The sequence below is a fragment of the Planctomycetaceae bacterium genome, from assembly GCA_039680605.1.
Taxonomy (GTDB): domain Bacteria; phylum Planctomycetota; class Phycisphaerae; order SM23-33; family SM23-33; genus JAJFUU01.
Genome location: JBDKTA010000022.1, coordinates 147,970 through 170,733 on the forward strand (window position 1 = coordinate 147,970; position 22,764 = coordinate 170,733).

At 64.6% G+C, this 22,764-nt stretch carries 21 protein-coding genes; 12 read left to right on the forward strand and 9 right to left on the reverse strand.

The features are described from left to right. Positions 1-212: 212 nt before the first annotated feature. The 3 genes from ABFD92_06765 (at position 213) to ABFD92_06775 (ending at position 5,214) form a co-directional block, all read left to right on the forward strand. Positions 213-1,568: an alpha-L-fucosidase gene (locus ABFD92_06765; GenBank protein MEN6504222.1), complete on the forward strand. Its 1,356-nt coding sequence runs from the start codon at positions 213-215 to the stop codon at positions 1,566-1,568. Positions 1,569-1,589: 21 nt separating this feature from the next. Further along, positions 1,590-3,749 carry a glycoside hydrolase family 95-like protein gene (locus tag ABFD92_06770; protein MEN6504223.1) on the forward strand — a complete coding sequence of 720 codons (2,160 nt, stop codon included), beginning with the start codon at positions 1,590-1,592 and terminating at the stop codon, positions 3,747-3,749. 106 nt (positions 3,750-3,855) lie between these two features. Further along, positions 3,856-5,214: an alpha-L-fucosidase gene (locus ABFD92_06775; GenBank protein ID MEN6504224.1), complete on the forward strand. Its 1,359-nt coding sequence runs from the start codon at positions 3,856-3,858 to the stop codon at positions 5,212-5,214. Between the two features lie 5 nt (positions 5,215-5,219). On the opposite strand, the gene ABFD92_06780 is transcribed toward ABFD92_06775, so the two are convergent. Further along, positions 5,220-6,170 carry a magnesium transporter CorA family protein gene (locus tag ABFD92_06780; GenBank protein MEN6504225.1) on the reverse strand — a complete coding sequence of 317 codons (951 nt, stop codon included), beginning with the start codon at positions 6,168-6,170 and terminating at the stop codon, positions 5,220-5,222. A gap of 172 nt (positions 6,171-6,342) precedes the next feature. Here ABFD92_06780 and ABFD92_06785 point away from each other — a divergent pair, with 172 nt between their 5' ends. Together ABFD92_06785 and ABFD92_06790 are read left to right on the forward strand one after the other, a co-directional pair. Further along, entirely contained in the window at positions 6,343-8,553 is a 2,211-nt protein-coding gene (locus ABFD92_06785; GenBank protein MEN6504226.1) for a pyruvate formate lyase family protein, read from the forward strand. A gap of 55 nt (positions 8,554-8,608) precedes the next feature. Beyond that, the gene (locus ABFD92_06790; protein ID MEN6504227.1) at positions 8,609-9,775 is read left to right on the forward strand and encodes a uroporphyrinogen decarboxylase family protein; all 1,167 of its coding nucleotides are present in this window, start codon (positions 8,609-8,611) and stop codon (positions 9,773-9,775) included. Here the strand turns inward: ABFD92_06790 and ABFD92_06795 are convergent. After that, positions 9,732-10,376, reverse strand: coding sequence for a hypothetical protein (locus tag ABFD92_06795; protein MEN6504228.1), 645 nt, complete (start codon positions 10,374-10,376; stop codon positions 9,732-9,734). The genes ABFD92_06790 and ABFD92_06795 overlap by 44 nt on opposite strands. A gap of 92 nt (positions 10,377-10,468) precedes the next feature. On the opposite strand from ABFD92_06795, the gene ABFD92_06800 reads away from it, so the two are divergent. After that, positions 10,469-11,449: a uroporphyrinogen decarboxylase family protein gene (locus ABFD92_06800; protein ID MEN6504229.1), complete on the forward strand. Its 981-nt coding sequence runs from the start codon at positions 10,469-10,471 to the stop codon at positions 11,447-11,449. 70 nt (positions 11,450-11,519) lie between these two features. Continuing rightward, entirely contained in the window at positions 11,520-11,990 is a 471-nt protein-coding gene (locus ABFD92_06805; protein ID MEN6504230.1) for a hypothetical protein, read from the forward strand. Here the strand turns inward: ABFD92_06805 and ABFD92_06810 are convergent. Then, positions 11,966-12,706, reverse strand: coding sequence for a hypothetical protein (locus ABFD92_06810; protein ID MEN6504231.1), 741 nt, complete (start codon positions 12,704-12,706; stop codon positions 11,966-11,968). The two genes, ABFD92_06805 and ABFD92_06810, sit on opposite strands and share 25 nt — an antisense overlap. Before the next feature lie 126 nt (positions 12,707-12,832). Here ABFD92_06810 and ABFD92_06815 point away from each other — a divergent pair, with 126 nt between their 5' ends. Beyond that, a complete protein-coding gene (locus ABFD92_06815) occupies positions 12,833-13,171 on the forward strand; it encodes a hypothetical protein (GenBank protein MEN6504232.1) in 339 nt (112 codons plus the stop codon). Beyond that, a complete protein-coding gene (locus ABFD92_06820) occupies positions 13,168-13,485 on the forward strand; it encodes a hypothetical protein (GenBank protein ID MEN6504233.1) in 318 nt (105 codons plus the stop codon). The genes ABFD92_06815 and ABFD92_06820 overlap by 4 nt, the downstream gene beginning before the upstream one ends. A gap of 13 nt (positions 13,486-13,498) precedes the next feature. On the opposite strand, the gene ABFD92_06825 is transcribed toward ABFD92_06820, so the two are convergent. Next, positions 13,499-13,978, reverse strand: coding sequence for a hypothetical protein (locus ABFD92_06825; GenBank protein ID MEN6504234.1), 480 nt, complete (start codon positions 13,976-13,978; stop codon positions 13,499-13,501). Positions 13,979-14,066: 88 nt separating this feature from the next. On the opposite strand from ABFD92_06825, the gene ABFD92_06830 reads away from it, so the two are divergent. Then, entirely contained in the window at positions 14,067-15,962 is a 1,896-nt protein-coding gene (locus ABFD92_06830) for a right-handed parallel beta-helix repeat-containing protein (protein ID MEN6504235.1), read from the forward strand. A 71-nt stretch (positions 15,963-16,033) separates the two neighbouring features. On the opposite strand, the gene ABFD92_06835 is transcribed toward ABFD92_06830, so the two are convergent. Continuing rightward, positions 16,034-17,347 carry an endo-1,4-beta-xylanase gene (locus ABFD92_06835; GenBank protein MEN6504236.1) on the reverse strand — a complete coding sequence of 438 codons (1,314 nt, stop codon included), beginning with the start codon at positions 17,345-17,347 and terminating at the stop codon, positions 16,034-16,036. 79 nt (positions 17,348-17,426) lie between these two features. Between ABFD92_06835 and ABFD92_06840 the strand changes: the two genes are divergently transcribed. Then, a complete protein-coding gene (locus ABFD92_06840; GenBank protein MEN6504237.1) occupies positions 17,427-18,176 on the forward strand; it encodes a hypothetical protein in 750 nt (249 codons plus the stop codon). Positions 18,177-18,355: 179 nt separating this feature from the next. Here ABFD92_06840 and ABFD92_06845 read toward each other — a convergent pair whose 3' ends face one another. Continuing rightward, positions 18,356-19,465: an AAA family ATPase gene (locus tag ABFD92_06845; GenBank protein MEN6504238.1), complete on the reverse strand. Its 1,110-nt coding sequence runs from the start codon at positions 19,463-19,465 to the stop codon at positions 18,356-18,358. A gap of 307 nt (positions 19,466-19,772) precedes the next feature. On the opposite strand from ABFD92_06845, the gene ABFD92_06850 reads away from it, so the two are divergent. Then, positions 19,773-20,327, forward strand: coding sequence for a hypothetical protein (locus ABFD92_06850; GenBank protein ID MEN6504239.1), 555 nt, complete (start codon positions 19,773-19,775; stop codon positions 20,325-20,327). Between the two features lie 16 nt (positions 20,328-20,343). On the opposite strand, the gene ABFD92_06855 is transcribed toward ABFD92_06850, so the two are convergent. The 3 genes from ABFD92_06855 to ABFD92_06865 are packed head-to-tail and all read right to left on the reverse strand — an operon-like array spanning position 20,344 to position 22,741. Then, positions 20,344-20,874 carry a type II secretion system protein gene (locus tag ABFD92_06855; GenBank protein ID MEN6504240.1) on the reverse strand — a complete coding sequence of 177 codons (531 nt, stop codon included), beginning with the start codon at positions 20,872-20,874 and terminating at the stop codon, positions 20,344-20,346. Beyond that, positions 20,871-22,235: a hypothetical protein gene (locus ABFD92_06860; GenBank protein MEN6504241.1), complete on the reverse strand. Its 1,365-nt coding sequence runs from the start codon at positions 22,233-22,235 to the stop codon at positions 20,871-20,873. Before ABFD92_06860 ends, ABFD92_06855 begins: the two co-directional genes overlap by 4 nt. Next, a complete protein-coding gene (locus tag ABFD92_06865) occupies positions 22,232-22,741 on the reverse strand; it encodes a prepilin-type N-terminal cleavage/methylation domain-containing protein (protein ID MEN6504242.1) in 510 nt (169 codons plus the stop codon). Before ABFD92_06865 ends, ABFD92_06860 begins: the two co-directional genes overlap by 4 nt. Between the last annotated feature and the right edge of the window lie 23 nt (positions 22,742-22,764).

Sequence of the window (22,764 nt, forward strand, 5' to 3'; positions counted from 1 at the left end):
GAAACAGCTTGAACCGCGGAGATCGCAGAGACCGCAGAGAAGCAAGGGGGTTTATTGATACCATCTCTGCGGTCTCCGCGATCTCCGCGGTGAAATACCCGTTGGCCGGGTGCATCTATTTCAGGGCAGAGTATAGGCAACACGGCGACAATTAGCTACAGTTGGTCATACAGTAGAGGAACTTTGATCATTCCTTGGCAAAGGATTGTCAGATGATTTTCAATCGAGTACTGGTTCTGTGTCTTGCGGCCGCAATCTTGACCGGCTGCCAGAGCGAGACGATCTCTTCCGGCAGCACCCGCTGCCCCGACCGCCTCGCCCGCGACGAGCGGATGGAGTGGTTCCGCGACGCGAGGTACGGCATGTTCGTACACTACGGGCCCTTCTCGCAGTGGTACGACTGGTACGTCTCGAAAACGCTGCCGAACAAGGCCCCTGAGGGCGCCACGCCCGAGCAGCGAAAGCGCTGGTACGTCGCCGGCCTGACGCCGCAGCGCGACTTCGCCCGCCACCTCGCCCGGACGGCCAAGGCGGCCGGCATGAAGTACATCGTCTTCACCACCAAGCACCACGAAGGCTTTGTGCTGTGGGACACCAAGCTGACGGAGTTCAACTCGATGAACATGGGGCCGGGCTTCGACATGGTGGCCGAGTACGTCAAGGCCTGCCGCGAGGAAGGGCTCAAGATCGGGTTCTACTACTCGCTGTGGGACTTCAACCACCCCGACGGCATTGCCAGCAAGCATGACGACGCCTCGCGCCGGCGGTTCCTGGATTACACGCAGGGCCTGCTGCGCGAGCTGATGACCAACTACGGCAAGATCGACATCCTCTGGTACGACGGCCCGAGCCCGCTGGGATACGGCGGCGAGTGGGAAGCCCAGAAGATGAACGCGATGGTCCGCCGCCTGCAACCGGGGATCATCATCAACGACCGCTCCCTGACGGCAGAAGACTTCACCTGCTCCGAAGGGCACATCAGCGCCACGCTGCACCCCGATAGCGACTGGGAAGCGTGCATGCCCTTCCACCACAAGCTCTGGACCTGGTACCCCGCCGACTACAAGAACTACTACACCCCACGCGACATCGTCGACATGTTCCGCCAGATCGTCGCCGGCACGGGCAACCTGCTGATGAATGTCGGACCCAACCCCGCCACCGGTCACATCGGCAACGTCGAACTGGAGCGGTTAGCCGTGGTGGGCAAATGGCTCGAGGCGCACGGCGAGGCGATCTACGGCCACGTGGACCGCCCCGAGGCGCTGGGCTTCATCACCAACGACGCCGGCGGGTTCTGGACGCGCAAGGGCAACACTGCGTACCTGTGGCTGCCCAAGTGGCCCGGCGGCGGCAAAATCGTGCTGGAGAACGTGCATGGCAAGCTGCTCAGCGCGAGCATCGTCACCAACGGCGCCAAGCTGGGCATCGATCGCGCGCCCCAGGCGGACACCGAGACCGTCAAGAACGCCTCGCGCGTCACGCTGACGGGCCTGCCCAAAAAATGCCCCGACGCTGTGTGCAACTACGCGATCCTCAAGATCCAGTTCGAGACGTACCCGCGATAGAAACTCGCCGGAGATTCAATAGTGAACGCAGCCGACCACACGGGCGAGAAGATCGTCTCCGCTCACAAGGCCGTCTTCGCGCAGCCGCCCGAGAACACGCCCTGCAACGCGGCTGTCGACGGCCCGCTGCTGGGCAACGGCGACACGCTGGCAGCCCTGGGCGGCAGCGCCGAGGGCCTGCGGTTTCACATCAACAAGAACGACCTGTGGGTCATGAAGCTCCCGCACGAGTCCAAACCCCAGCCCCTGGCGGTGCTGGAGCTGTCCTTGCCCGACATGGCCGGCGCCTCGTACCAAGTCGAGCAGGCGATGCTGACGGCTGTGACGAGCGGGCGGTTCGAGAAAGGCCCGCGCACGCTGCTGATGGAGGCGTATGTTTGCGCCGTTGAAAATCTGCTGGTCGTCAAACTCGAGGCCCGCGGCGGCGCGATAGCGGCCACGATGCGTCTGGATACGCCGGCGAATGTTCTCTCGGGCGAAACGGCCAATCTCTTCGACAAGGATCAAGTGCAGGTCGCCCAGCGCGTCTTTGACAAGGATGTGATCGTTACAGCCGGGGCGGCCTGCGCTGTCAAGAACCCCGGCCCGGACGGCTCGTTCGTGCTTGAGCCGGGCAAGCCCGTCACGATTGCGGCGGCCGTGTGCAGCATTTTTGATGAGAAGGATTACTGCGCGGCCGCAATACATCAGGCGCTAAGCGTTGATGATTCTCGCCTGGCTGAGCTGCGCCAGTCGCACGAGCAATGGTGGCGGGCGTTCTGGGACGAGTCGTTCGTCGAGATCCCCGACAAGGCGCTCGAGCAGCGGTACTATCTGTCGAACTACGTGCTGGCCAGCGCCAGCCGCGTGAAGGACTTTCCGCCGGGGCTCTTCGGATGGGTGACCAACGACGATCCGATGTGGGCGGGCGACTACCACACCAACTACAACCACGTCGCCACGTTCTACGGGCTCTATGCGGCCAACCACATCGCCCAGGCCGACCCGTGCCACCAACCGTTCCTGGACGGGCTGGACTTCTATCGCCGCTGGTGCCGCGAGGAACTCGGCGTCGAGGGCGTGTACCAGCCGGTAGGCATCGGCCCCAAGGGCTCGGTGGCGTACCTGATCGCCCTGATGCAAAAGAGCAACAGCGCTTACTCCTGCGTGCCGATGGCCTTTCGCTGGTACGCCACGTACGACTTGGACTTCGCCCGCCAGGTCTGGCCCTTCGTGTCGGGGACAGCCCTGTTCTGGGAGAACTGGCTCAAGTTCGAGAACGGGCGTTACGTTATCTACCAGGACGCCGTCCACGAAGGCTCGGGCGACGACATCAACCCCATCGTCTCGCTGGGCTTCGTGCGGATGGTGATGGACCTGGCGCTGGACATCAGCCGCGAATTGGGCGTCGACGCACCCCGCCGGGCGAAGTGGCAGCACATCCGCGATCACATCAGCGACTACCCCGCCTGCACAGTGCGAGACCTGCCCGAAAAGTTCTGGCCGCGGCATCTGCCCCATGACGAGGGCACCCTGAGCCTGCCGATCTTCCGCTATACCGAGAAGGGCACGCCCTGGTGGGCCGACAACACCGTCGGCCTTCAGCACATCTATCCCGCCGGCGGGATCGGTCTCGACAGCCCGCCCGAGCTGCTCGATCGCTCGCGAAATCAGATCACCGTGATGGCGCGATGGGACGACTTCAACGGCAAGAACAGCATCTATGCAGCCGCCGCCCGCGTCGGCTACGACCCGCACGTCATCCTGGACGAGATGCGGAACATGCTGGCGGATATCGGCCTGCCCAACGGGATGATCCGCGGCAACCCGCACGGAATGGAAAACCAGAGCATCGTCCCCAACGCGATCCAGGAAATGCTGCTGCAGAGCCATGACGGCGTGCTGCGGTTCTTCCCGTGCTGGCCGGGCGAAATGGACGGGCGTTTCGGCTCGCTCCGCGCCCGCGGGGCGTTTCTCGTCTGGGCGCGCCTGGCGGGCGGGCAAGTCCGCGACGTCAAGATCCTCAGCGAAAAGGGCCGCGACTGCACGGTCGTGAATCCCTGGCCGGGCAAGCCCGTCGCATTGCACCGCAACGGCAAGGCGGCCGAAACTTTCCGGGCCGACCGCTTTGCATTCAAAACCTCCCGCGGTGAGCACCTGGCGCTGGCGCCACAGGCGGGACATACGCCATTATCTCATTGAGTTGACCCACAGATGCGAGGAACAGGAATCCAAAGATAGGGTTGTTTCGAGTCATCCATTCGCTTCCAATACGCATGAGAATCCGCAACCAACGGAAGGGTACGCCATGAACCGAGTACGAACGTTGATCATGCTGCTGGCCTGTGCGGTTCTGATGGGCTGCGGCGCCATTTCTTCAAAAACCCCCGACAGCCTCGCCCACGACGAGCGGATGGAGTGGTTCCGCGAAGCTCGCTACGGCATGTTCGTCCACTACGGGCCCTTCTCGCAGTGGTATGACCGCAACATGGCCAAGACGCAGTCGGCCCAGCCGCCGGCCGACGCCACGCCCGAGCAGAAGAGGCGGTGGTCGGTCGAGCGGCTCACGCCGCCGCGAACCTTCGCCCGCCACTGGGCCCGGACCGCCAAGGCCGCCGGGATGAAGTACGTCGTCTTCACTACCAAGCACCACGAGGGGTTCGTGCTTTGGGACACCAAGCTCAGCGACTACAACGCCATGCGGATGGGCCCGGGGTTCGACATGGTCGCCGAGTTCGCCGACGCCTGCCGCAGCGAGGGGCTCAAGGTCGGGTTCTACTATTCCCTGCTCGACGGGGATCATCCCGACGGCAGGCGATGCGAAAACGACCCTGCCGCCCGACGCCGGTTCCTGGACTACACCCAGGGCTTGCTGCGCGAGCTGATGACCAACTACGGCCGCGTCGACCTGCTCTGGTACGACGGCCCGACGCCGCTGGGATACGCCGGCGAATGGCAGTCGCAGGAAATGAACGCCATGGTCCGCCGCCTCCAGCCGGGAATCATCATCAATGACCGCTCATTGATGGCCGAGGATTTCACCTGCTTCGAGGGCTCGATCGGCGGAACGATGACTCCCGACCAGGACTGGGAATCGTGCATGCAGTTCAACTGGACCAGCGAGTCTTCGTACCCGACCTGGACGTGGTTCCCGACCCCCCCGCAGAACTATCGCTCCGGGCGCGACATCATCGATATGCTCCAGCGATGCACCGCCGGTACGGGCAACCTGCTGCTCAACGTCGGACCAAACCCCGCCACCGGTCAGATCGGTCCCGTTGAACAGGAGCGAATGGCTCTCGTCGGCGAGTGGCTCAAGACTCACGGCGAGGCGGTGTTCGGCCGCGCCGATCGCATCGAGAAACTAGCGAAGGTAACCAACGACGCCGACGGAAAGTGGACGCGCAAGGGCAACGTCGCTTACCTCTGGCTGCCCAAGTGGCCCTCCGGCGGCAAGGTCGTGCTGGACAACGTGCAGTCTGACCTGTTAGCCGCCAGCGTCCTGACTAACGGCGCCCGGCTGGACATCCAGGCGATTCCCCAAGTCGACGCCAAGGCCGGCCTGAACGTTTCGCGGGTGACGCTGTCGGGCCTGGCTCAAGAATGCCCCGACCTCATCTGCGACTACGCCGTCCTCAAGCTCGAGTTCGCCTCGTATCCGCGATAGCGTCGTCACGACTTGCGTCTCTCGAAAACCTTGAGCACCTGGTACGTCACCCAGCCGACGGCCGCCAACCCCAGGCAGAACATCGGGTAGGTCACCCACCAGGGCGCGTAGGCTTCAGTGACCTTGGTGTATTCGGACATGCCGCCGATACTGGCCACCACGTTGAGCGGCAGGAACACGACGCTCAGGATGGTCAGGCGTTTGATCAGGACGTTGAGGTTGTTGTTGACGATCGAGGCGCGGGCGTCCATGAGTCCGGCCAGCACGTTGGCGTAGATCTGCGCCTGCTCGTGGCACTGGGCGTTTTCGATGTACAGGTCGTCGACGTATTCAAGCTGTTCGGGCGTGAGGCCGGCCGTGGCGGCGTTGCGGGCGTTGGTCCGCAGGCGGTCGATCGTGCGCCCGTTGGCGGCCATCGCGTTGACGTAGTACACCAGGCTCTTCTCGATGGCGAACATCAGCAGCAGGTTGCGGTTCTCCATCGCCGACATGATCTTGGGCTCGAGCTCATTGGCCAGTTCGTTGATGGCCTTGAGGTGGCTGTAGAAATGCTGGATGCACTTGGAGATGATCCGCAGGAACAGCGTCTGCAGCGAATCGATCTTGGTGAACGGGCGGCCCTCGAAGGCCGGCTGGTCGTCCTCGCGAGAGACGATCACCAGGCGGTCGGCGTAGAGGAACAGACCCAGCGACTGCACGCCCAGGTCGTACTTGTCGTGCAGCAGGAAGCGTTTGGGGTACTTGAAGATCACGACCAGGTGATCGGTCTCAAGCTCCAGGCGGGGCAGTTCATCGGGGTCCAGTGCCGAGTTGAGCGAGTGGGCGTCGAGGTTGAACTCCGGACCGGTCAGGCGGGCCTTGTCTTCCTCCGTCGGGGCGATGAAAAGCCAGACCGGTCCGGCGTTGTCCGCCGCCTGGCTGAGTTTGCCGCCCTCGATCTGGAAGCACGTCAGCATCGCCGACTCCGCCGGATGCCCCCCGCCGCCTGCGGCGCCGCATCCGACAAGGGGATGATACCGCGCTGCACGCCGCCAGACCGAATACCTTTTTTCCACTACACAAAAACTTTCGCCGGCATTCCAAGGCTATAATGCAGCCGGATTTTCCGGACCATCAAAGGACCCCCCCGTGACCGAACGCATCAAACGCCTGCTAGCCATCACGCTGCGAAGCTGCGGCATGCACGACCCCCTCGCCGGCGAACTCGCCCGACAGGGCGACGAACGGGCCGCCGGGCTCAGCGACATCCTCCGCCAGGCCCATTCGCTGGCCCACTACTACCGCCACTGCACGCTGGTCGTTGCCGACGACGAACTGATCGTCGGCGGCGGGCTGCTCAACATGCTCCCGCCCGGAAAGAGCGGCGCCGTGGGCGAACTGCCCGCCGTGCCCATGACCGTCGAACCGCATGTCCAGGGCAGCGACCCGTTCATGACCCAGGGCCTCGTCCGCGGCGCGGGCAATCACACCTCCGTCGATTACGACACGCTGCTGGCCGCCGGGTTCCAGGGCCTCATCGACCACATCGACCGCCGCGCAGCGCGCCTGTCCGCCGAAGAATCGCCAGCCGGACAGGGTGGCATGGCGACACGCGCAGCGGGTCGCCATGGGGCATCTGACGACAAGAAGGAATACCTCGACGCGCTGAAGATCTTCGCCACGGCCTGCAGAGACCTGGGCCGGCGCTATCACGACCACGCCCTCGAATTGGCTGCCAAAGAAACCCGCCCCGCCCGCAAGGCGGAACTGGAAGCCATCGCCGCCAACTGTCAGGCCGCGACGGGCGCCGGTCCGCAAACCTTCTGGCAGGCGTGCCAGTGCCTGTGGTTCGGGTTCTATCTGCTGCCCGACGCGCCCGGGCGGGTCGACCAGTACCTCTGGCCGTTCTACCAGCGCGAGACGGCCGCAGGCACCCTGACGCGCGAGCGGGCCGGCGAGTTGATCGCCTGTCTGTGGATGAAGTATTTCCAGGTGCATGGTTTCAGCACGCCCAACATGGCCCGCCACCACCTGACCCTCGGCGGCCTGCGCGGCGACGGCAGCGACGGCGCCACCGACCTGACGGACCTGTGCCTGGAGGTGTTCGAAGAACTGCGAATCCCCAGCCCGCAGGTGGGCGTGCGCTGGCACCGCGGCATGAGGCCCCAGACGCTGCGCCGCGCGGTGGCGGCGTTGCGTAGCGGAACCGGCAGCCCGGGGTTCTGCTCGGATGAGCAGATCGTGCCGGCGCTGGTCGCCCTCGGCGTGGCGGTCGAAGACGCCCGCGACTTCGCCATGTCCGGCTGTCACGAGATCATCATCACCGGCAGAGCGCACATGGGGTCGGTCGAGTGCTTCCTCAACATGCCCAAGCTCATCCGCATCGTGCTGGGGCTCGAGCCGGCCTTTGCGCCGCTGCCGGAGATCAAACTCGACAGCATGGACGCGATCTGGCGGGCCTTGACGATGCAGATGGAACGCCTGGCGCTGTCGATGCACGACTACTCGTACGCCCGCGATCAGCATGCCGCCCAGTGGGTGGCCCTGCAGGCCTCGCTGCTGACCCGCGACTGCATCGACAATGTCAAAGGCTTCTGGCAGGGCGGCGCCCGGTACAACTTCTGCAACTGCGACATCATCGGCGCGGCCAACCTCGCCGACTCGCTGGCCGTCATCGAGCAACTGGTCTTCATCGACCGCGCCGTCACGCTCGAAAACCTCGCCGCCGCCCTCGCCGACGACTGGGTCGGCCACGAAACGCTTCGCAGCCGCGTCCTGCAGCGCCTGCCGCACTTCGGCAATGACGACGCGCGCGCCGATTCCATCGCCGCCCGCATCATCACCACCTTCTCAGACCTCATCGCCAGGCACCGCCCCTACCGCGGCGGCCGCTATACGCTGGGGACCCTGGCGGGAGTGGAGAATATGCACATCTCGTTCGGCACGGTCACCGGCGCCACCCCCGACGGCCGCAAGAGCGGGCAGACCTTCGCCTCGAGCCTCGCCCCGGCCCCCGGTCGCGACACCCGCGGCGTCACGGCCATGCTCAACTCCGTCGCCGCCCTGCCCCACCGCCTGCTGCCGACCTCGACGACGGTCAACGTCAAACTCGACCCGTCGCTGCTGCGCGACGACGAGGGCATCGACAAGATCGCGGCGCTGATCGAAGGGCACTTCCGAGCCGGCGGGCAGCACCTGCAGATCAGCATGGTCAACCGGGCGATGCTGCTGGAGGCCCGGCGGAACCCCGCCCGCTATGGCGACGTGATGGTCCGCGTCGCCGGCTACAGCGCCCCGTTCGCCTCGCTCACGCCCGACATCCAGGACGAAATTCTCGAGCGCACCGAGCACGGACTATGAAACCGCACAAATTAATCGGCTGCCGAGGCCGGTCCAGTCGAGTACATTGCCGACCATGATTCCACGCGAACGAGTACTGGCGGCCTTGGAGCACCGGGAAGGCGACCGCATTCCCTGGGGCGAGCATTTCATCGACTACAACGTGTACGAGGACATCCTCGGCCGGCCGACGCTGGTGCATTCAAAGTTCCGCGAGACGCAGGCGTACTGGGACGGGCGGCGCGACGACATTGTCGCCGACTACATCCGCGACGGGGGCGACCTGATCCGCGCGCTCGACATGGACATCTACACCGTCGGCATGATGGCGCCGAAGGGCTACGCGCCCAAGCCGCTCAAACGGATCGACCACGAGACGTTTGAGGACGAAGGCGGAAACCTCCACCGCATCTCGGCCACCACGCACGACCTGAGACCGTGGAAGATCAAGCCCAACACGGCCTATCAGCCCCCGACGCTCGAAGGCCTGCAGCAGCAGATCGACCAGTTCGATCCTAATGCCATTGGCGACCCTGCCGACTCGTGCTGGGACTGGGTGCGTGCAGCCGTGGCCGAAATGAAGCCCACGCACTACATTGTGCTGCTCTGCGGCGACCTGGAATGGCCGACCTTCGGCGCCAACGAGGAAGAAGGCTGGATGAACCTGATCCTCCAGCCGGAGATCTGCCGCAAGATCTGCCAGCTTCGCCAACTTCACCTGACGCGCGAGGTCAAGCTCTTCGCCATGCTGGGCGTCGACGGCATCATGCCCTGCGGCGACCTGGGCTCCAGCACCAGCCTCATGGCCAGTCCGCAGATCTATCGCGACATGGTCCTGCCCGTACACCAGGCGCACGTGGCGGCCGCCCACGCGGCGGGGCTGCACGTCCTCAAGCACTGCTGCGGGCACGTCTGGCCGATCATCGACGATCTGGCCGACACGTACGACGCGTACGAAGGCATCCAGGCCAGCGCCGGGATGGATATCGCTGCACTCAAGCAGCGCGTGGGCGACCGGCTGTGCCTCTGGGGCGGGATCTGGCACGAGCACATCATCGCCGGCGGCATTGACGACATCCGAGCCGACGCGGCCCACGCCTTCGCCAACGCCGCGCCCGGTGGCGGATTCATCATGGGCTCGACGCACTCGATCGCCGTAGGCGCCAAGGCCGCCAACGTGCTGGAAATGAAACGACTGGTCAACGACTGGGGCCGCTACCCGCTGGGCCACTTGCCGCTGTAGCCTGCTTTAGATATTTCTCCTGTTCCGCGTACCAACATGCCCCTTCAGGATCGTAATCGCGCCATTCTTCGAGATGGCTGTCTCGAACTCGCAGCCTGGATTTGTCCGGGGCATCAGCTTCCGCCTGCAACAATCGGATTAAAAGGTGGTCGTCGCGGCGGATCTTGATCCCAAGCGTACAATTGGTTCCTCCAAAGCGGGGGACGGCGTACCCCCCTTCATATGGAATGAGAAATACAACGACCCTATCGCCGATAGACAGGCTGTCTGCGGCGGGGCACTTCAGCACGCTAGCCGCCATCAATTTCGCTTGTTCGCTATCGGGGACGCGCTGCTGGCTATCACCAACGGCCGTATCTGCGTAAAAGAGCTTTTCGATGCGGAATGTGTAATCGTTCAGTTTCAATGATGACGGATGAGTTCCACAGGGCTGGACCGAGCTAACCGTGCCGAGAAGAACAGCCGCGGTATTTGCAGACAAGGGGCTGGGAGTATACCAGTACATGTAGCCTGCGTTATAGCACTGCTGCTCTGGAATTGAAGAGGAGCACGCAAGGCAGCACACAGCACACAACAACAAGAGTCCCGTGAATACTTTCATGGGCTTTCCCATCCCAGTTCCTGGGGCATTGTAACGCCTGGGATTGATTCAAGCAAAGAAGTGACCATAATGGCGGCGAAGAAGGAGAAGCCATGCTTTCCCGCGAACGAGTTATCGAAGTCATCAAGCACCGCAAGCCCGATCGCATTCCGCTGTACGGATGGGTGGGGTGGAATCTGCCGGAGAAGATCAACGCCCGCTGGGGCTCGCTGGAGGCCTTCGAGTCCAAGTATGAGTTCGATTACGCCCACCTCTTCGGCGGGCCGGGCACGTGGTCGGGAGAGCACCTGCAGAAGCTCGGCGCCGAGCTCAAGCGCCCCATCGAGCCGGCCGACCTGCGCGACGTGCCCACGCTGGACCCCAACGACATGGCCGCGTACGAGGGCGTGAAACAGGGGATCGCGCATCACAGGGACAAGTACGGGCGGTTCACGTACATCCAGACGCCGGGGCTGTTCGAGGCCCTCAACGGGATCTTCGGCATCGAGAACCACCTGGCGTACCTGGCGCTGTACCCCGACGACATCAAGGACGTGTACGCCCGCCAGGCGGCGTGGAACAAGGCCTTCGCGCTGAACTGCCTGGACCTGGGCGTGGACATGATCCACGTCAGCGACGACTGGGGCTCGGAGCGCAGCCTGCTGTTCTCGCCGCGCACGTGGCGCGAGCTGATCTATCCTTACCACAAGATCACCTGCGACGCCGTCAAGGCCCGCGGCGGGTTCATGAGCCTGCACTGCGACGGAAACTTTACCGAGGTGATCGACGGCGTGATCGAGCTGGGTTACGACGTGGTGCACCCGTGGCAGGAGTCGGCGGGCATGTCGCTGAAGATGTTTAAGGACAAGTACGCCAGCCGCCTGACCGTGATGGGCGGGCTGGACGTGCAGACGACGATCGGTTTTGGCAAGCTGGACTTCCTCGTCAGCGAGATCGATCGCGTGATGCGGATGTTCGCCGACGGCGGCCTGCTGTTCTGCACCACGCACTTCGTGCAGAACCACTGCACTGTGGAAGAACTCGAGTTGGCCTTCGACACGGCGTATGCTCTGGCTCGCGAAGTCACAAAATGAGCAGGGATGGATGGAATACGCAGGAATCAATGTGGATGAGGGCGGGAAGATTTAGAGAAAGGGCACGTCAATGTGGGAACTGATTGTCCCAGGCGTTAGAGGCATTCAAGCGGCTCCGCGCGCGGCTGACGCAACCCTGGCGGCCGCGATCTTGCTGCTGCAGGTCGTGTTCTACCTGACAATCTGGTGGAATTTCGTCCGAAAGGCCGGATACTCGCGATGGCACATGTTTTGGGCAGTGATACCATTCGGTTGGATCATCGCCGCGCTCGTCTTGGTCCTACGGCGATGGCCGGCCCAGTGGGAATTGATCCGCTATCGAATTCGTGCCGGTGCCGCCACCGTCGGCGATGCCCGCGCCATCCTCGGCCTTCCGCGTCGGAAAACAGTAATTCGTGCTCCTGAAATGCTGCCGCTGTACGATGCCATTGCCAAGCAGTTCGCCGGAACAGAAGTCGCCCACGAAGCCTTGGCCGAAAGACAGAACCTGACGGCCGCAGTAGCCGATTTGGGCAGTCACGCCACCACAGCAGAGGCCTGAGGATTCAGCGGGTTGGTCCGCAGCGCCAGCGAGAAGAGGTAGGGATACTCCTTCTTGAGGTGCCCCATGTAGGCGGTCCATTCACCCAGCAGGCTCATGTAGACGCGGCGCACGTCGCCGGACAGGTGGTCGATATCGCTCTGGGGCAGGCTCGACAGGTCCGGGCGGTGGCTCAACTCCTCGGCCAGGTGGAACACAGCCCAGAGCAGGTCCGTGACGCGCTGGTGTTCGAGCAGGTTAGGGTTCTCCAGCAGACGCAGCAGAAACTCCCGCTTGGACTGCAGGCTGTCCTTAAGGATGGGAAGCTGCTCGGCCTTGAGCATCATCTGAGGCTGTCGGCGGCGCAGCTTGGCGTTCGCGGCCGAAAACTGTCGCGCCGACCACTCCCCGGTGACGGCCAGGAGACCGCGGGTCGAGTCGATCTCACTGTCGCACTTTGACAGGCGCGAAATGAGGTCGTTGCCGACCTCGCTGAAGAATGCGCCGACAACCATGTTGAGCTTGCTGAACCGCTCATGTTTCTCGTGGCGCTGGAGCAGTTGGTGCAGCACGAGCGTCACCAGCAGCACCTCGATGGGCAGGAATGCGATGTCGCCGACGAGGTAGATGAAGATGTGATGCGCATCGCCGAACATCAGCCAATGCCCCAGGTACATGACGGCCGTGGCGGCGATCAACGCCGCGGCCAGGGCGATCTGCCAGCGGTAGTGCTTCATCGATTCTCCTTTGGTGAAAGAACGCGGCACATTGTATCGCCCACAGCGGCGATTGAATGCGCCCAACGGCGGCGATATACTGTTCCGCAGCCGCGCCTGCATGTGCGGCCGAAGGGAGCGTCGATCATGTGGAAGTGTCCGGCCCTGATCCTGTTGTGCCTGGGGGCGCTGGTCTGCGGCGGCTGCTTCAAAGCCGACGTGACCGTGCCCGAGGTGCCCTACTCCTCTCCGCCGCCGCCAACGCCGTCGGGGGTGATCCCGTCGGCGGTTCCCGGCGACCGCGGCGACCTGCTGCGCGAGAACCAGCAGCTTCGCCAGCGCACGGCCTGGCTGCAGGATGATACCGCGCGACTCCAGAGGAAGCAGAACTCGCTGCAGAAGGACCTGGGCAAGATCCAGGCCGACATCGACAAGGCGGCGGGCGAACGCGACCGCTACCGCCGCATAGCGGAGGGAAGCCGATGAAAACCATACCCCTCATGCTGATCGCCGGTGCCGCGATGCTGCTTTCAGCCGGCTGCGCGGACGTGACCGTGCGCAGGCCGGATCGCCCGGCGGCGGTGTACGAAAGCGCCCCGCCGGTCGACAGCGGGCAGTCTGCCGCCTCGCTGGGCCGGGAGAACGCCCAGCTCCGCGCGTCGCTGGGGCGGCTGGAGCAGGACCACCGCGCCGCCGAGGCCGCCGTGAATTCGCTCGAACGGCAGAAGAGCGCCCTGAAGCGCACGCGCGAGCAGGTCGAGAACGACCGCGACTACTACAAGAAACGCGCGAAGTCGTAGTCCCCGCTACGGCTCACGGAGCGGTCAGTGTCACCGGCGCCACCTGGACCGCCACGATCACCGGACGGTCGCGCCAGCGGTTGTAGAACTGGTCCGACATCCGCCGCTGACCGCCGAGTTCGACGCCGGCACTGGGCGACATGTCCGCCCCGAAGAGGCTGACCGGGCCGGTCGTCTGCACCTTGTCGTTGACCGACACATCCGGGACCGGGCTGTCAACGTCGACCAGCACCAGCATCTCCTCGTCGGTCGCGTCGGCCAGCAGCAGCATCCGCGGCGTGTAGATGTACTTCACCGAGCCCATCACCGTGACGGTGCGCCCCAGGTACGCCGTCGGTCTGGCGTTGATCAACCCGATGGTGGTCTGCGACTGGTCGACCAACAACGTCGGCGACGGCGTGGCCTGTGTCTGGCACCCTCCGGCCGCCATCGTGGCAACCAGAACCCCCGCCGCCATCAGCATCCACCGGCCCCTGACAGTGTGTGTGAGCATGTCAGTCCCCTCCCGATGAAGTATAGCCCGCGTGGCGGGCAGGCGAAAACGTTTGGGGCGCCGGCACAGTTGGATTATCCTCGCAGTCATGAGCACTATGGCAAATGCGGCGCCCACTGTTTTTGTCAGCCCCGGCGGCTGTGACGCCAACGATGGGGGTTCGCCCCAGCGGTCGCTGGCGACGGTTCATCGCGCGGCGGCGGCAGTGCGCGAGCTGGCCAGCGAGGGCCGCGGCGACATTGTGGTCGAACTGGCCGATGGGACCTACGTGCTCGACAGCCCGCTCTGCCTGGGCGCCCGCGACGGCGGCGCGGGCAAGCATCGCGTGATCTATCGCGCCGCCCCGGGCGCACGACCGATGCTCTCGGGCGGGCGCACTATCGGCCCCTGGAGCAAGGCCGCCCATCCGACCCTGGCCAACCTCTGGTCGGCGCACGTGCCGGACCTGCCCCCCACGCGACAACTCTACGTCAACGGGCGCGCCGCCGCGATGGCACGCGGGGACAAGCTGCGCCCGCGCGACGAAGACGGCGTCGAGGCGGACTTTGCGTTCCACAATCAGATCGAGACGGCCATCTCTAACGGCAGCGAGACGCCGGTGTATGAAGGCTACACCACGCGCAGCCTCGCAACGATCAGCACGTGGCGCAACGCCCGGGATATCGAGTTCGTCTACGACGTGGTCTGGACGCGGGTGATTCTGCCCGTGGAGCGGATTGAGCCCGAACGTGGCACAGGCTTTCCAGCCTGTGACGCCTGCGTTGTGAAAATGAAGATGCCCGCCTTCCGCGACGCCCAGATCAAGGACGGCATGCACATCGACGGGCCGGACTTCATCCAGAACGCCTATGAACTGCTGGGCACGCCGGGGCAGTGGTATCACGACCGCGCCGCGGGGGTACTCTATTACACGCCCCTGCCAGAGGAAGACATGACGACCGCGACCGTCATCGTGCCCGTGCTGGAGACGCTGCTGGAAGTGCGAGGCAGCCTGGACGAGCCCGCGCGAAACATCCGCTTCGAGGGGCTGACGTTTTCGTACACCACGTTCCTGCGGCCGCGAACGCTGGGGCACGCGGAGATCCAGGCGAACTTCCTGAAGAACCCGGCGGTGGACGTCGACCATACATCATACCTCAAGACGCCCGGCGGCGTGGTGCTCGACGCGGCGAGCGACGTGTACTTCCACCGCTGCACGTTTTCGCGCATGGGGGCCGGGGCGCTGGATATCCAGAACGGCTCGCGCGACAACGTGGTGCGGGGCTGCCTGTTCACGCAGACGGCGGCCGGGGCCGTCCAGGTCGGCGACGTGCAGGTCAGCGATGCGCACCCGGACGACCCGCGGACGATCGTGTCGGGCAACGTGATCGACAACTGCCGCCTGGTCGCCATCGGCACCGAGTTCAAGGGCAGCATCGGGATCTTCGTCGGCTACGCGGCCGGCACGGTGATCACGCACAATGAAATCTCCGAGGTGGGCTATACGGGCATCTCGGTCGGCTGGGGCTGGGGGTACTACGACCCGTGGAGCGAGCCCGACAAGCCCAAGTTCTACCGCGACGGGTGTTACCCGCGATTCGACACCCCCACGACCTGTCGCAATACGCTCGTCGAGCACAACCACGTGCATCACGTGCTCAACTCGCTCAACGACGGCGGCGGCATTTACACGCTAGGCCTGCAGATCGGGGCCGTCATCCGCGAGAACCACGTGCATGACAACGGCGCCGGCCGCGGCGGGCCCGGCGGCCTGTACCTGGACGAAGGATCCGCCGGCATGGAGATCGTGGGCAACGTGATCTACAACGTCCGCCGCCCCTACCGCCTGCACCTGACCATGCCCCGCCAGCAGTGGGCCCTCAACGAGCACGACAACTTCTTCGCCGTCAGCCCCGACGACCCGCGATTCCCCCGCAGCATCGCCGATCACGCCGGCCTGGAAGAAGACTATCGCGACCTGCTCTATGGAGTGCGGCAGCCATAGCTGCCGCTTTTAGAGTTGTTCAACCGCGAGAAACTTCCAAAGCGGCAGCTAAGGCTGCCGCACTCCACAGGTCACTTCTTCGCCTGGACGTCGAGCGAGACCTTGCCGGCTTTGCCTACGGAGAATGCGATCGGCCCCGAGGGCGTGATGATCTCGTAATCGCCCAGGTATCCGCGGAAGGTCGCGTGCCCGGCGGCGTCGGTGGTCAGGGCCTGCGGACCGGTCCACCACTTCTTCTTGATCAGGTTCATCAGCGCCGTGTACACAGGCTTGGGCGTCATGTCGGGGTTGAGCAGGCCCGAGGGGGCGTTCATCCAGGAGCGGTGTTCGCTGAAGTCCCACCACGTGATCGCTTCGACGGACGGGTGCGAGAAGAGCACGCTATAAACCTCAACAGCCTGGGCGGCCTGACTCTTGAGGCCTTGCGGCGTTGACGGCCACGACGCGCGGCGCGTGAACCAGTCGTTGTCGCGGCGCTTCATCAACTCGCCCGAAAGAATCGTCAGTTCGGTGAAGTGAATGGGCTTCTTGAACTTCGCGAATCGCTCGCAGATCGCCCACAGATCCTTGGCGCCGAAGAATCCCTTGTGCATGTGCGTCTGCAGGCCGATGGCGTCGATGCTCGCGCCGGCATCCAGACACGACTGCACCAGGTCTACGAACGCCTTGGAGTTGTCGTAGTCGTTGAGCACCAGCAGGGCCTTGGGGTTGGCCTTGCGGGCGGCCGCGAAGGCCTTGACGATCAACTGCGTGCGGCCGGGCTTGCTGCACAGCGCGGCGATGGGATTGCCCGCGCCGGCGGCTGGCATCACGACCGGCTCGTTGACGACATCCCAGGCGTCGACCGTGTCGGCAAAGTCCTTCACCTCGCGCGTGACGCGGTCCAGCAGAAGTTCCTCGACCTTTTCGCCGGGCTTTGCCGCCAGCCACGTCGGCACGACATTGTGCCAGACCAGGGGGTGGCCCTTGGCGATGATCCGATTCTCCTTGCACCAATCCGCCATGATCCGCCGCTGGGCGGCCTGCGTCTGCCCCGGCTGGGGCTCATAGCCGCCCCAGTAGAACGGGATGGTGGCAAAGTTCATCAGCGCGGCGTACCGCTGGCGGAAGGCCTGCTCCAGTTGCGGCGTGGGAAAGCGCCCCACCAGGCCGACGTTGCTGCCAAAGAGAAACTTGTGCCTCACCTGGCGCACCGTGACCTTCGCCCCGGCCAGCGGTTTGCCCTCGGGCGACAGAACCCTCAGCGTCACCTCGGCCGTACGATGCTCGCGAATGCGGCGGTCGATCTGCTCTTGCGACAGCGGGTCGGGCATGGCGTCTTCTCCCCACGCCGCGGCCGGCAACGCCATCGCCGCGACCAGGATAATCTGCACGCTTCTCGTCATCTGGGATTGTCCTTACAATGTCGTCCGTATTCCCGTCCCCACGGGCCACGCTGCCTGAGATAGCATAAGGAGCACACGCATGGAATACCACATGACGCGTCCGCAGGAATTGGCCGCCCAGCGCCGGGCCTTGCCGGTGGCGTACCTGGGCCTGGGCATCCTCGAATGGCACGGAAAGCAGAACCCGCTGGGCCTCGACGGCGTCAAGGCCGACGCGGTGGGCAAATACATGTCGGAGAAGGTCGGCGGGGTAGCCGTGCCGCCGCTGTTCTGGGGCGACCACCGCGGCGTGATCGCCGAGGTCGTCTTCGATCGCAAGGTCAGCTCGTGGCTGCCCGAGGGCGTCGGCGACCATGCCACCCCGATCGCCCAGGCCATGGGCCTCTCGCGACCCCGGCTCGAGCAGGAAGGCCGCCGCTGCGAGACCGCCGGCGGCTGGCGGCTTTGGAAGGAACTCGTCGAGCACATCTTTTTCGAGCTCGAGTCGCTCGAGTTCAAGATGATCATGCCCTACCCGGGGCACTATCCGCTGATCGGCCCGCTGCACGAGGCTGTCGAGTCGTATAAGGCCCACGGCGGGAAGTGCAAGATTTTCATCCTGATGGACCAGCTCGTTCACGGCGGCGACCACGCCGCCAAGCTCGAGACCTCAATGCTCCTGTACCTCACGCCGGGCCTGGTGGACCTGACCCAGCTCAGCGAGGCCGACACGGTCCACCTCGGCGTCCTCGGCGAAGACCCGCTCAAGACCGCCAGCGCCGAGTTCGGCCGCCAGATCGTCGAAGGCCTGGAAAAGATCGTCCGCGAGCAGGTCAAGGATCTGCGTTAGCGATCGATGCTTGGTCCGCAGCCTAATGCGACTTTTGTTACTGACGTCGGTCGAGTGAGCCGCAGAGGTCGCTGAGGACGCTGAGGATGTTGGAATCAAACAACCTCTTCCCTCTGCGACCTCTGCGACCTCAGCGGCTGATTTGATCCTCGGGGTTGGGCCGCAGAGAAACAGATTCGCTACCGAAACAGCGAGCCCAGCGGGCCGCTGTGAAAGTAGTTTCCGTCCTGGAAGAACTTCATCGCTTCGGCGACGGTGGTGAAGACTTTGGTCGCCGTTTCGGTGATGAAGGGCGAAGGGGCGGCCGTGGGGCGCCAGATGACGTAGACTTCCTTGGCGGCCTCGTGAGCGTGCTGGAGCTCGCGTTCGACGCCGCTGGAGATGCCCGGCTGCCCGCCCGCCAGGGCGGGGATCAGCGAGACGATCATGTCGGACTGGTCGATGAGCTTGAAGTCGCGAGCGTAGATCTGCCCGTCGATGTCGGGCAGGATGTCCAGCAGTTCATGCACGTCCAGCGTCGCCTGTTCGCCGGCAGGGCCCGCGGTGATGGTGCGATGCCCCTCAGCGGCCGCCTGCAGCGCCAATACGGAGAGGTACTTTTCCTCCATGTCGCTGGGGTCGAAGCAGACGAAGAACGGTTTTAGCTGGCGGCGGAAGGCGTCGATCTCGGCCAGCACGTCCGGGTTGGCCGAGACGTGCGACATCGGAAAGCTCAGGTACGCCTTTTTCATCCTGGGATTGAAGATGAGCCCCATCAGAGCGCGGGCCATCGAGTCCTCACTCCCGCGGGCGATGACGTAGCACTTGCCGCCGTTGCCGACGCCCTGGCAGAGCAGCTCGGTTGCCAGGATCTCCTCCTCGCGCCAGACCATCAGGTCTTTGAGCGTGTGGTCGCTGTGCCCGTCGCGCACCAGCCGCCAATGCACGCGGTCGACGTTGTCGACGACGATCAGGTAGAGATCCGCTTCCAGGGCGATCATCTGGTCGTAGTCGAATGCCGGGAACAGCCCGTGGCGCCAGCGGAACGTCGCGTGCGTGTTGACGATGATGTTGGCGCTGGTGCGGCAGGCGGCCAGCACGTCTTTGAAGACGCTGCGGCGCAGGCTGTTGAGTCGGGACAGGGGCAGGTCGAGGATGCGCCCGCGCGGGACGTCCGGCGCCTCGGCGTACATCATCTCGCCGATGCTCAGGAGCTTGAGGTCGCACCCCTGCCGCCGCGCCATCTCGACGCAGCGGTGCAGCAGCGGCTTGCGGTCCAATCCGACTTGTCCGGTGATGACGATTCGCATGAGGGGCACTTTAGCACAGGGGAAAAGATACGTCCACGAATGAGACGAATGGGGAGAGAGACAAAAACCGACGACGAGGACGAGGACGAGGACGAGAAGAAAGAACGCTCGTGCGTTTCGTTAGCGGTCGCGCTTGCTCGACGTGTTGACCGGTTCCGAACAACCGCGCGGAGCAAGCTCCGCCGCTAACATCGCTCAGAACGCTCGTCCTCGTCGTCGTCCTCGTCCTCGTCGTCGGTTGTTTCCCGTTGTTTCCCATTTGCATCGAGTCTGTTAGAATACGCCCCAACTACATAGGACACCGACCATGAGACAGTTCTGCCTGATACTAAGCGTACTGGGAATCATCCTGGCGGGCGGATGCAACTGGAAGGGATTCAAAAAACCCGTCGCCAACGAGCCCGGCCCGGCGGCGTACCGCCAGGCGCAGGAGCTGCAGAACGAGATCGACAAGCTCAACGAGCAATTGACCCTTCGCAGCACCCAGCAGGAAGAACTGGCCCGCCGCTGCGACGCCCTGGCCGACGAAGCGCGAAGATACAAGTTCCTCAACGAGCAGCAGGCCAAGCAGATCCGCGACATCTCCCAAGCCCCTCTTGAACGAGACGAGTACAAGCGCCTGGCCAACGACCTCAAGGCCCTCAACACCCGCCAGAGTCATCGCCTGGCCGATCTCGAAGCCGCCAACAGGCTGCTCGAAGTCAAGATCAAGAGCTTGGGCGGCGAAGCGCCCCAGATGCCCGCCTCGCCCGACACGTCCGCACCCGCCGCCACGCAACCGGCGGCCGTGCCCCTGCCGCCGTCGACGCCGCCCTCGACGCAACCGGCCAGCGCCGCATCGCCCATCGGCGGGGCGTTTTGAAAGCGCCCGCGTCCCGTCAGTAGGACTGGTTCCTGCGCAGCGCCGCCGAGCAGGTGGCGGTGTAGGTTTCATTGGCGCATGTCATCGTCAGTCGCACCTTGACGCTCTGGCACAAACCGCCGGCGTCTTCGCGGATGACGTTGAAGGTCGAAATGGCCACGTCGCCGCCGGCCTCGCCGCCGTCGCCCAGCAGCACCGCGTCGTCGACGGCGCCGTTGACCGTCCGGCGCATGTGCAGTTGCCCGCCGGTCAGTTGGTACACGATGGTCTGCAGCCCGCTGCCGTCGTCGGGCGGCGTGATCGTCAGGCTCGTCGAGGTCGAGTTGACGTTCGTGGCGGTTCGAATCTCGCGCGACATGCGGTCCATCACGGCCCGGGCAGTCTGCGCCACCGCGGCGATGCGGTTGTTCTGGGTGTAGCTGGTCAGGGCGGCCTGCAGCGCCACCGCCACGCCGGCCAGCACGATGCCCAGAACGGCCAGCGTCAGCAGCACCTCCACCAGCGTGAAACCCCGCCGCGCCGCGATTTTCGGCAGAGGCTTGCTCATGACCCACCCTCGCGATAGGTAGCGCCCTGCGGCGTCAGTGTGAAGGTCTGGACAAACCCCGCCGGGTTGGACGAGGCGTTTTGCCGATCGACCAGAATGTCCACGTTGCCGCCGACCGACGTCGTCTCCGGCGCCAGACCGATCACCGCCCCCTTCACCGTCCCGGTGGCCGTTCCGGTGAAGGTGAGCTTGTCTGCCGCAATTGTGCCGTTGATCGCGCTGAAGTTTCCGGCGAAGGTCACGTCAAACCCCGGGGCAAGGACGAACGTTCCGGTCTTGGCACGAATGGCCGCGAACTCGGCAGTGGCGGGAAGCGTCTCGACGCCATAGGCCTCGACGTTTCCGGCGAATCGCAGCGTACACGCCGACAGCGGCTGGTTGGAGGGTTCCGTCACGACCATGCCGTTGATGACGGCTTTGCCCTCAAACCGCACGTTGTTGGGCGCTTCGACATAGATGATGCCGTTGATGACGACGTCATTGTTGAAGACGGGGTTGAGCCCGGCGGCGATGCGGATGTTGGTCAGCGTCGCCACCTGATTGGGCGGCTGCGTCGTCAGGCGGTTGGTCGCCAGTGGCGCCAAGGTTGTGACGTCCACCTGGGGAAAGTCCGGCGGTTCCGCGACGGCATGAATGTGCTGGGCCATCAGCAGCGGATTGCTCGTGCCGCCCAGGCTCGGACTGCCGCTGATGACCATGAAGCGCGGATCCTGCACCACCGTGGCGTCGCCGGCGACGATCGCGCTGCCGGCGAGGCTGACGGCCACCGCGTCGCTGGTGGTGGCCGAGAGGATGCTGGCTTCGGAGGGCGAGTTGACGCCGAGGATGCGGGCGCTGCCGGAGATGCTCAGCGGTCCCCGCGACGCCAGACCGTAATTGAATGCGGCGCTGTTGCGCGGGACCAGCAGCAGTTCGATCGAGATGTTCCGCGTGAGGCCCCGGGCGCTGCCGGCGACGCTGACGCGGCAGCGATTGGGGCCGCACCAGGCGATCACAGCGGAGAAGCTGCCGTCGGGCGTGGCGATCGCGGGCACGGTAACGCTCTGCGCGCCGGCGGTGACAGCCGCCCCGGCCAGATTGCTCGTCCCGTTGAGTCGCGGGCCCAGCGCAGCAGCCATATTGGCGGCGAAGGTGGCCTCGGTGGTGTCGGCGCCAAGACGCATCCCCCGCATCCGCGTCAGCAGGAACGCCAGACCGCTTTCGGCTGACAGACGTGCCCTGGCCGCGTCGGAGAGATTGCTCGACGAGATCATGCTCAAGGCCGACGAGTTGGTCATGGCCGCGGCCAGGGTCATCATGATCGACAACAGGATCAGTGTCAGGATGTACGCAAAGGCTCGGGATGTTCGGCGGCGTTTCATTCGGTCGACCTCCGCACGGCAAGGAACGCGCTGGTGTGTACGGGCTGCCCCTTGAACGACACGCTCACCTCGACGCGGACAATATCGCTGGCGCCGTTGGCGACGGCGGCCGACAGATTATCCGGGTCGCGCCAGGTCATGGTGATGGTCTGCGACCAGCCGCTCATGTCGGTGATGGCCGATCCGTACGCGTCGCGCGGGGGGCTGTACGTGACGTTCATCAGGTCGTTGAGGTCGTCGACGAACGTCTGCGGGCTCGTGCCGTCGGGTCCGGGCGGGTTGTTCGGCGTCTGCGGATCGACGAAGGGAAGGCGCAGAGTCCACTCCCGGATCTCCTGGGCCAGGAACACCGCCTGGGTCATCTTGCGTCCGGCGCCGTTGACGGACGTGCCGCTCTGGACGGCCAGCATCAGCGCGGTGACGCCCGTTCCCAGCAAGGCTGTCGCGATGGCGGCCTCGATCAGCGTGAACCCGCCGCGCCCGCGTCGCCTGGTTGTGCGTGTCATTTAATCGCCTCAATCCTCCGGGA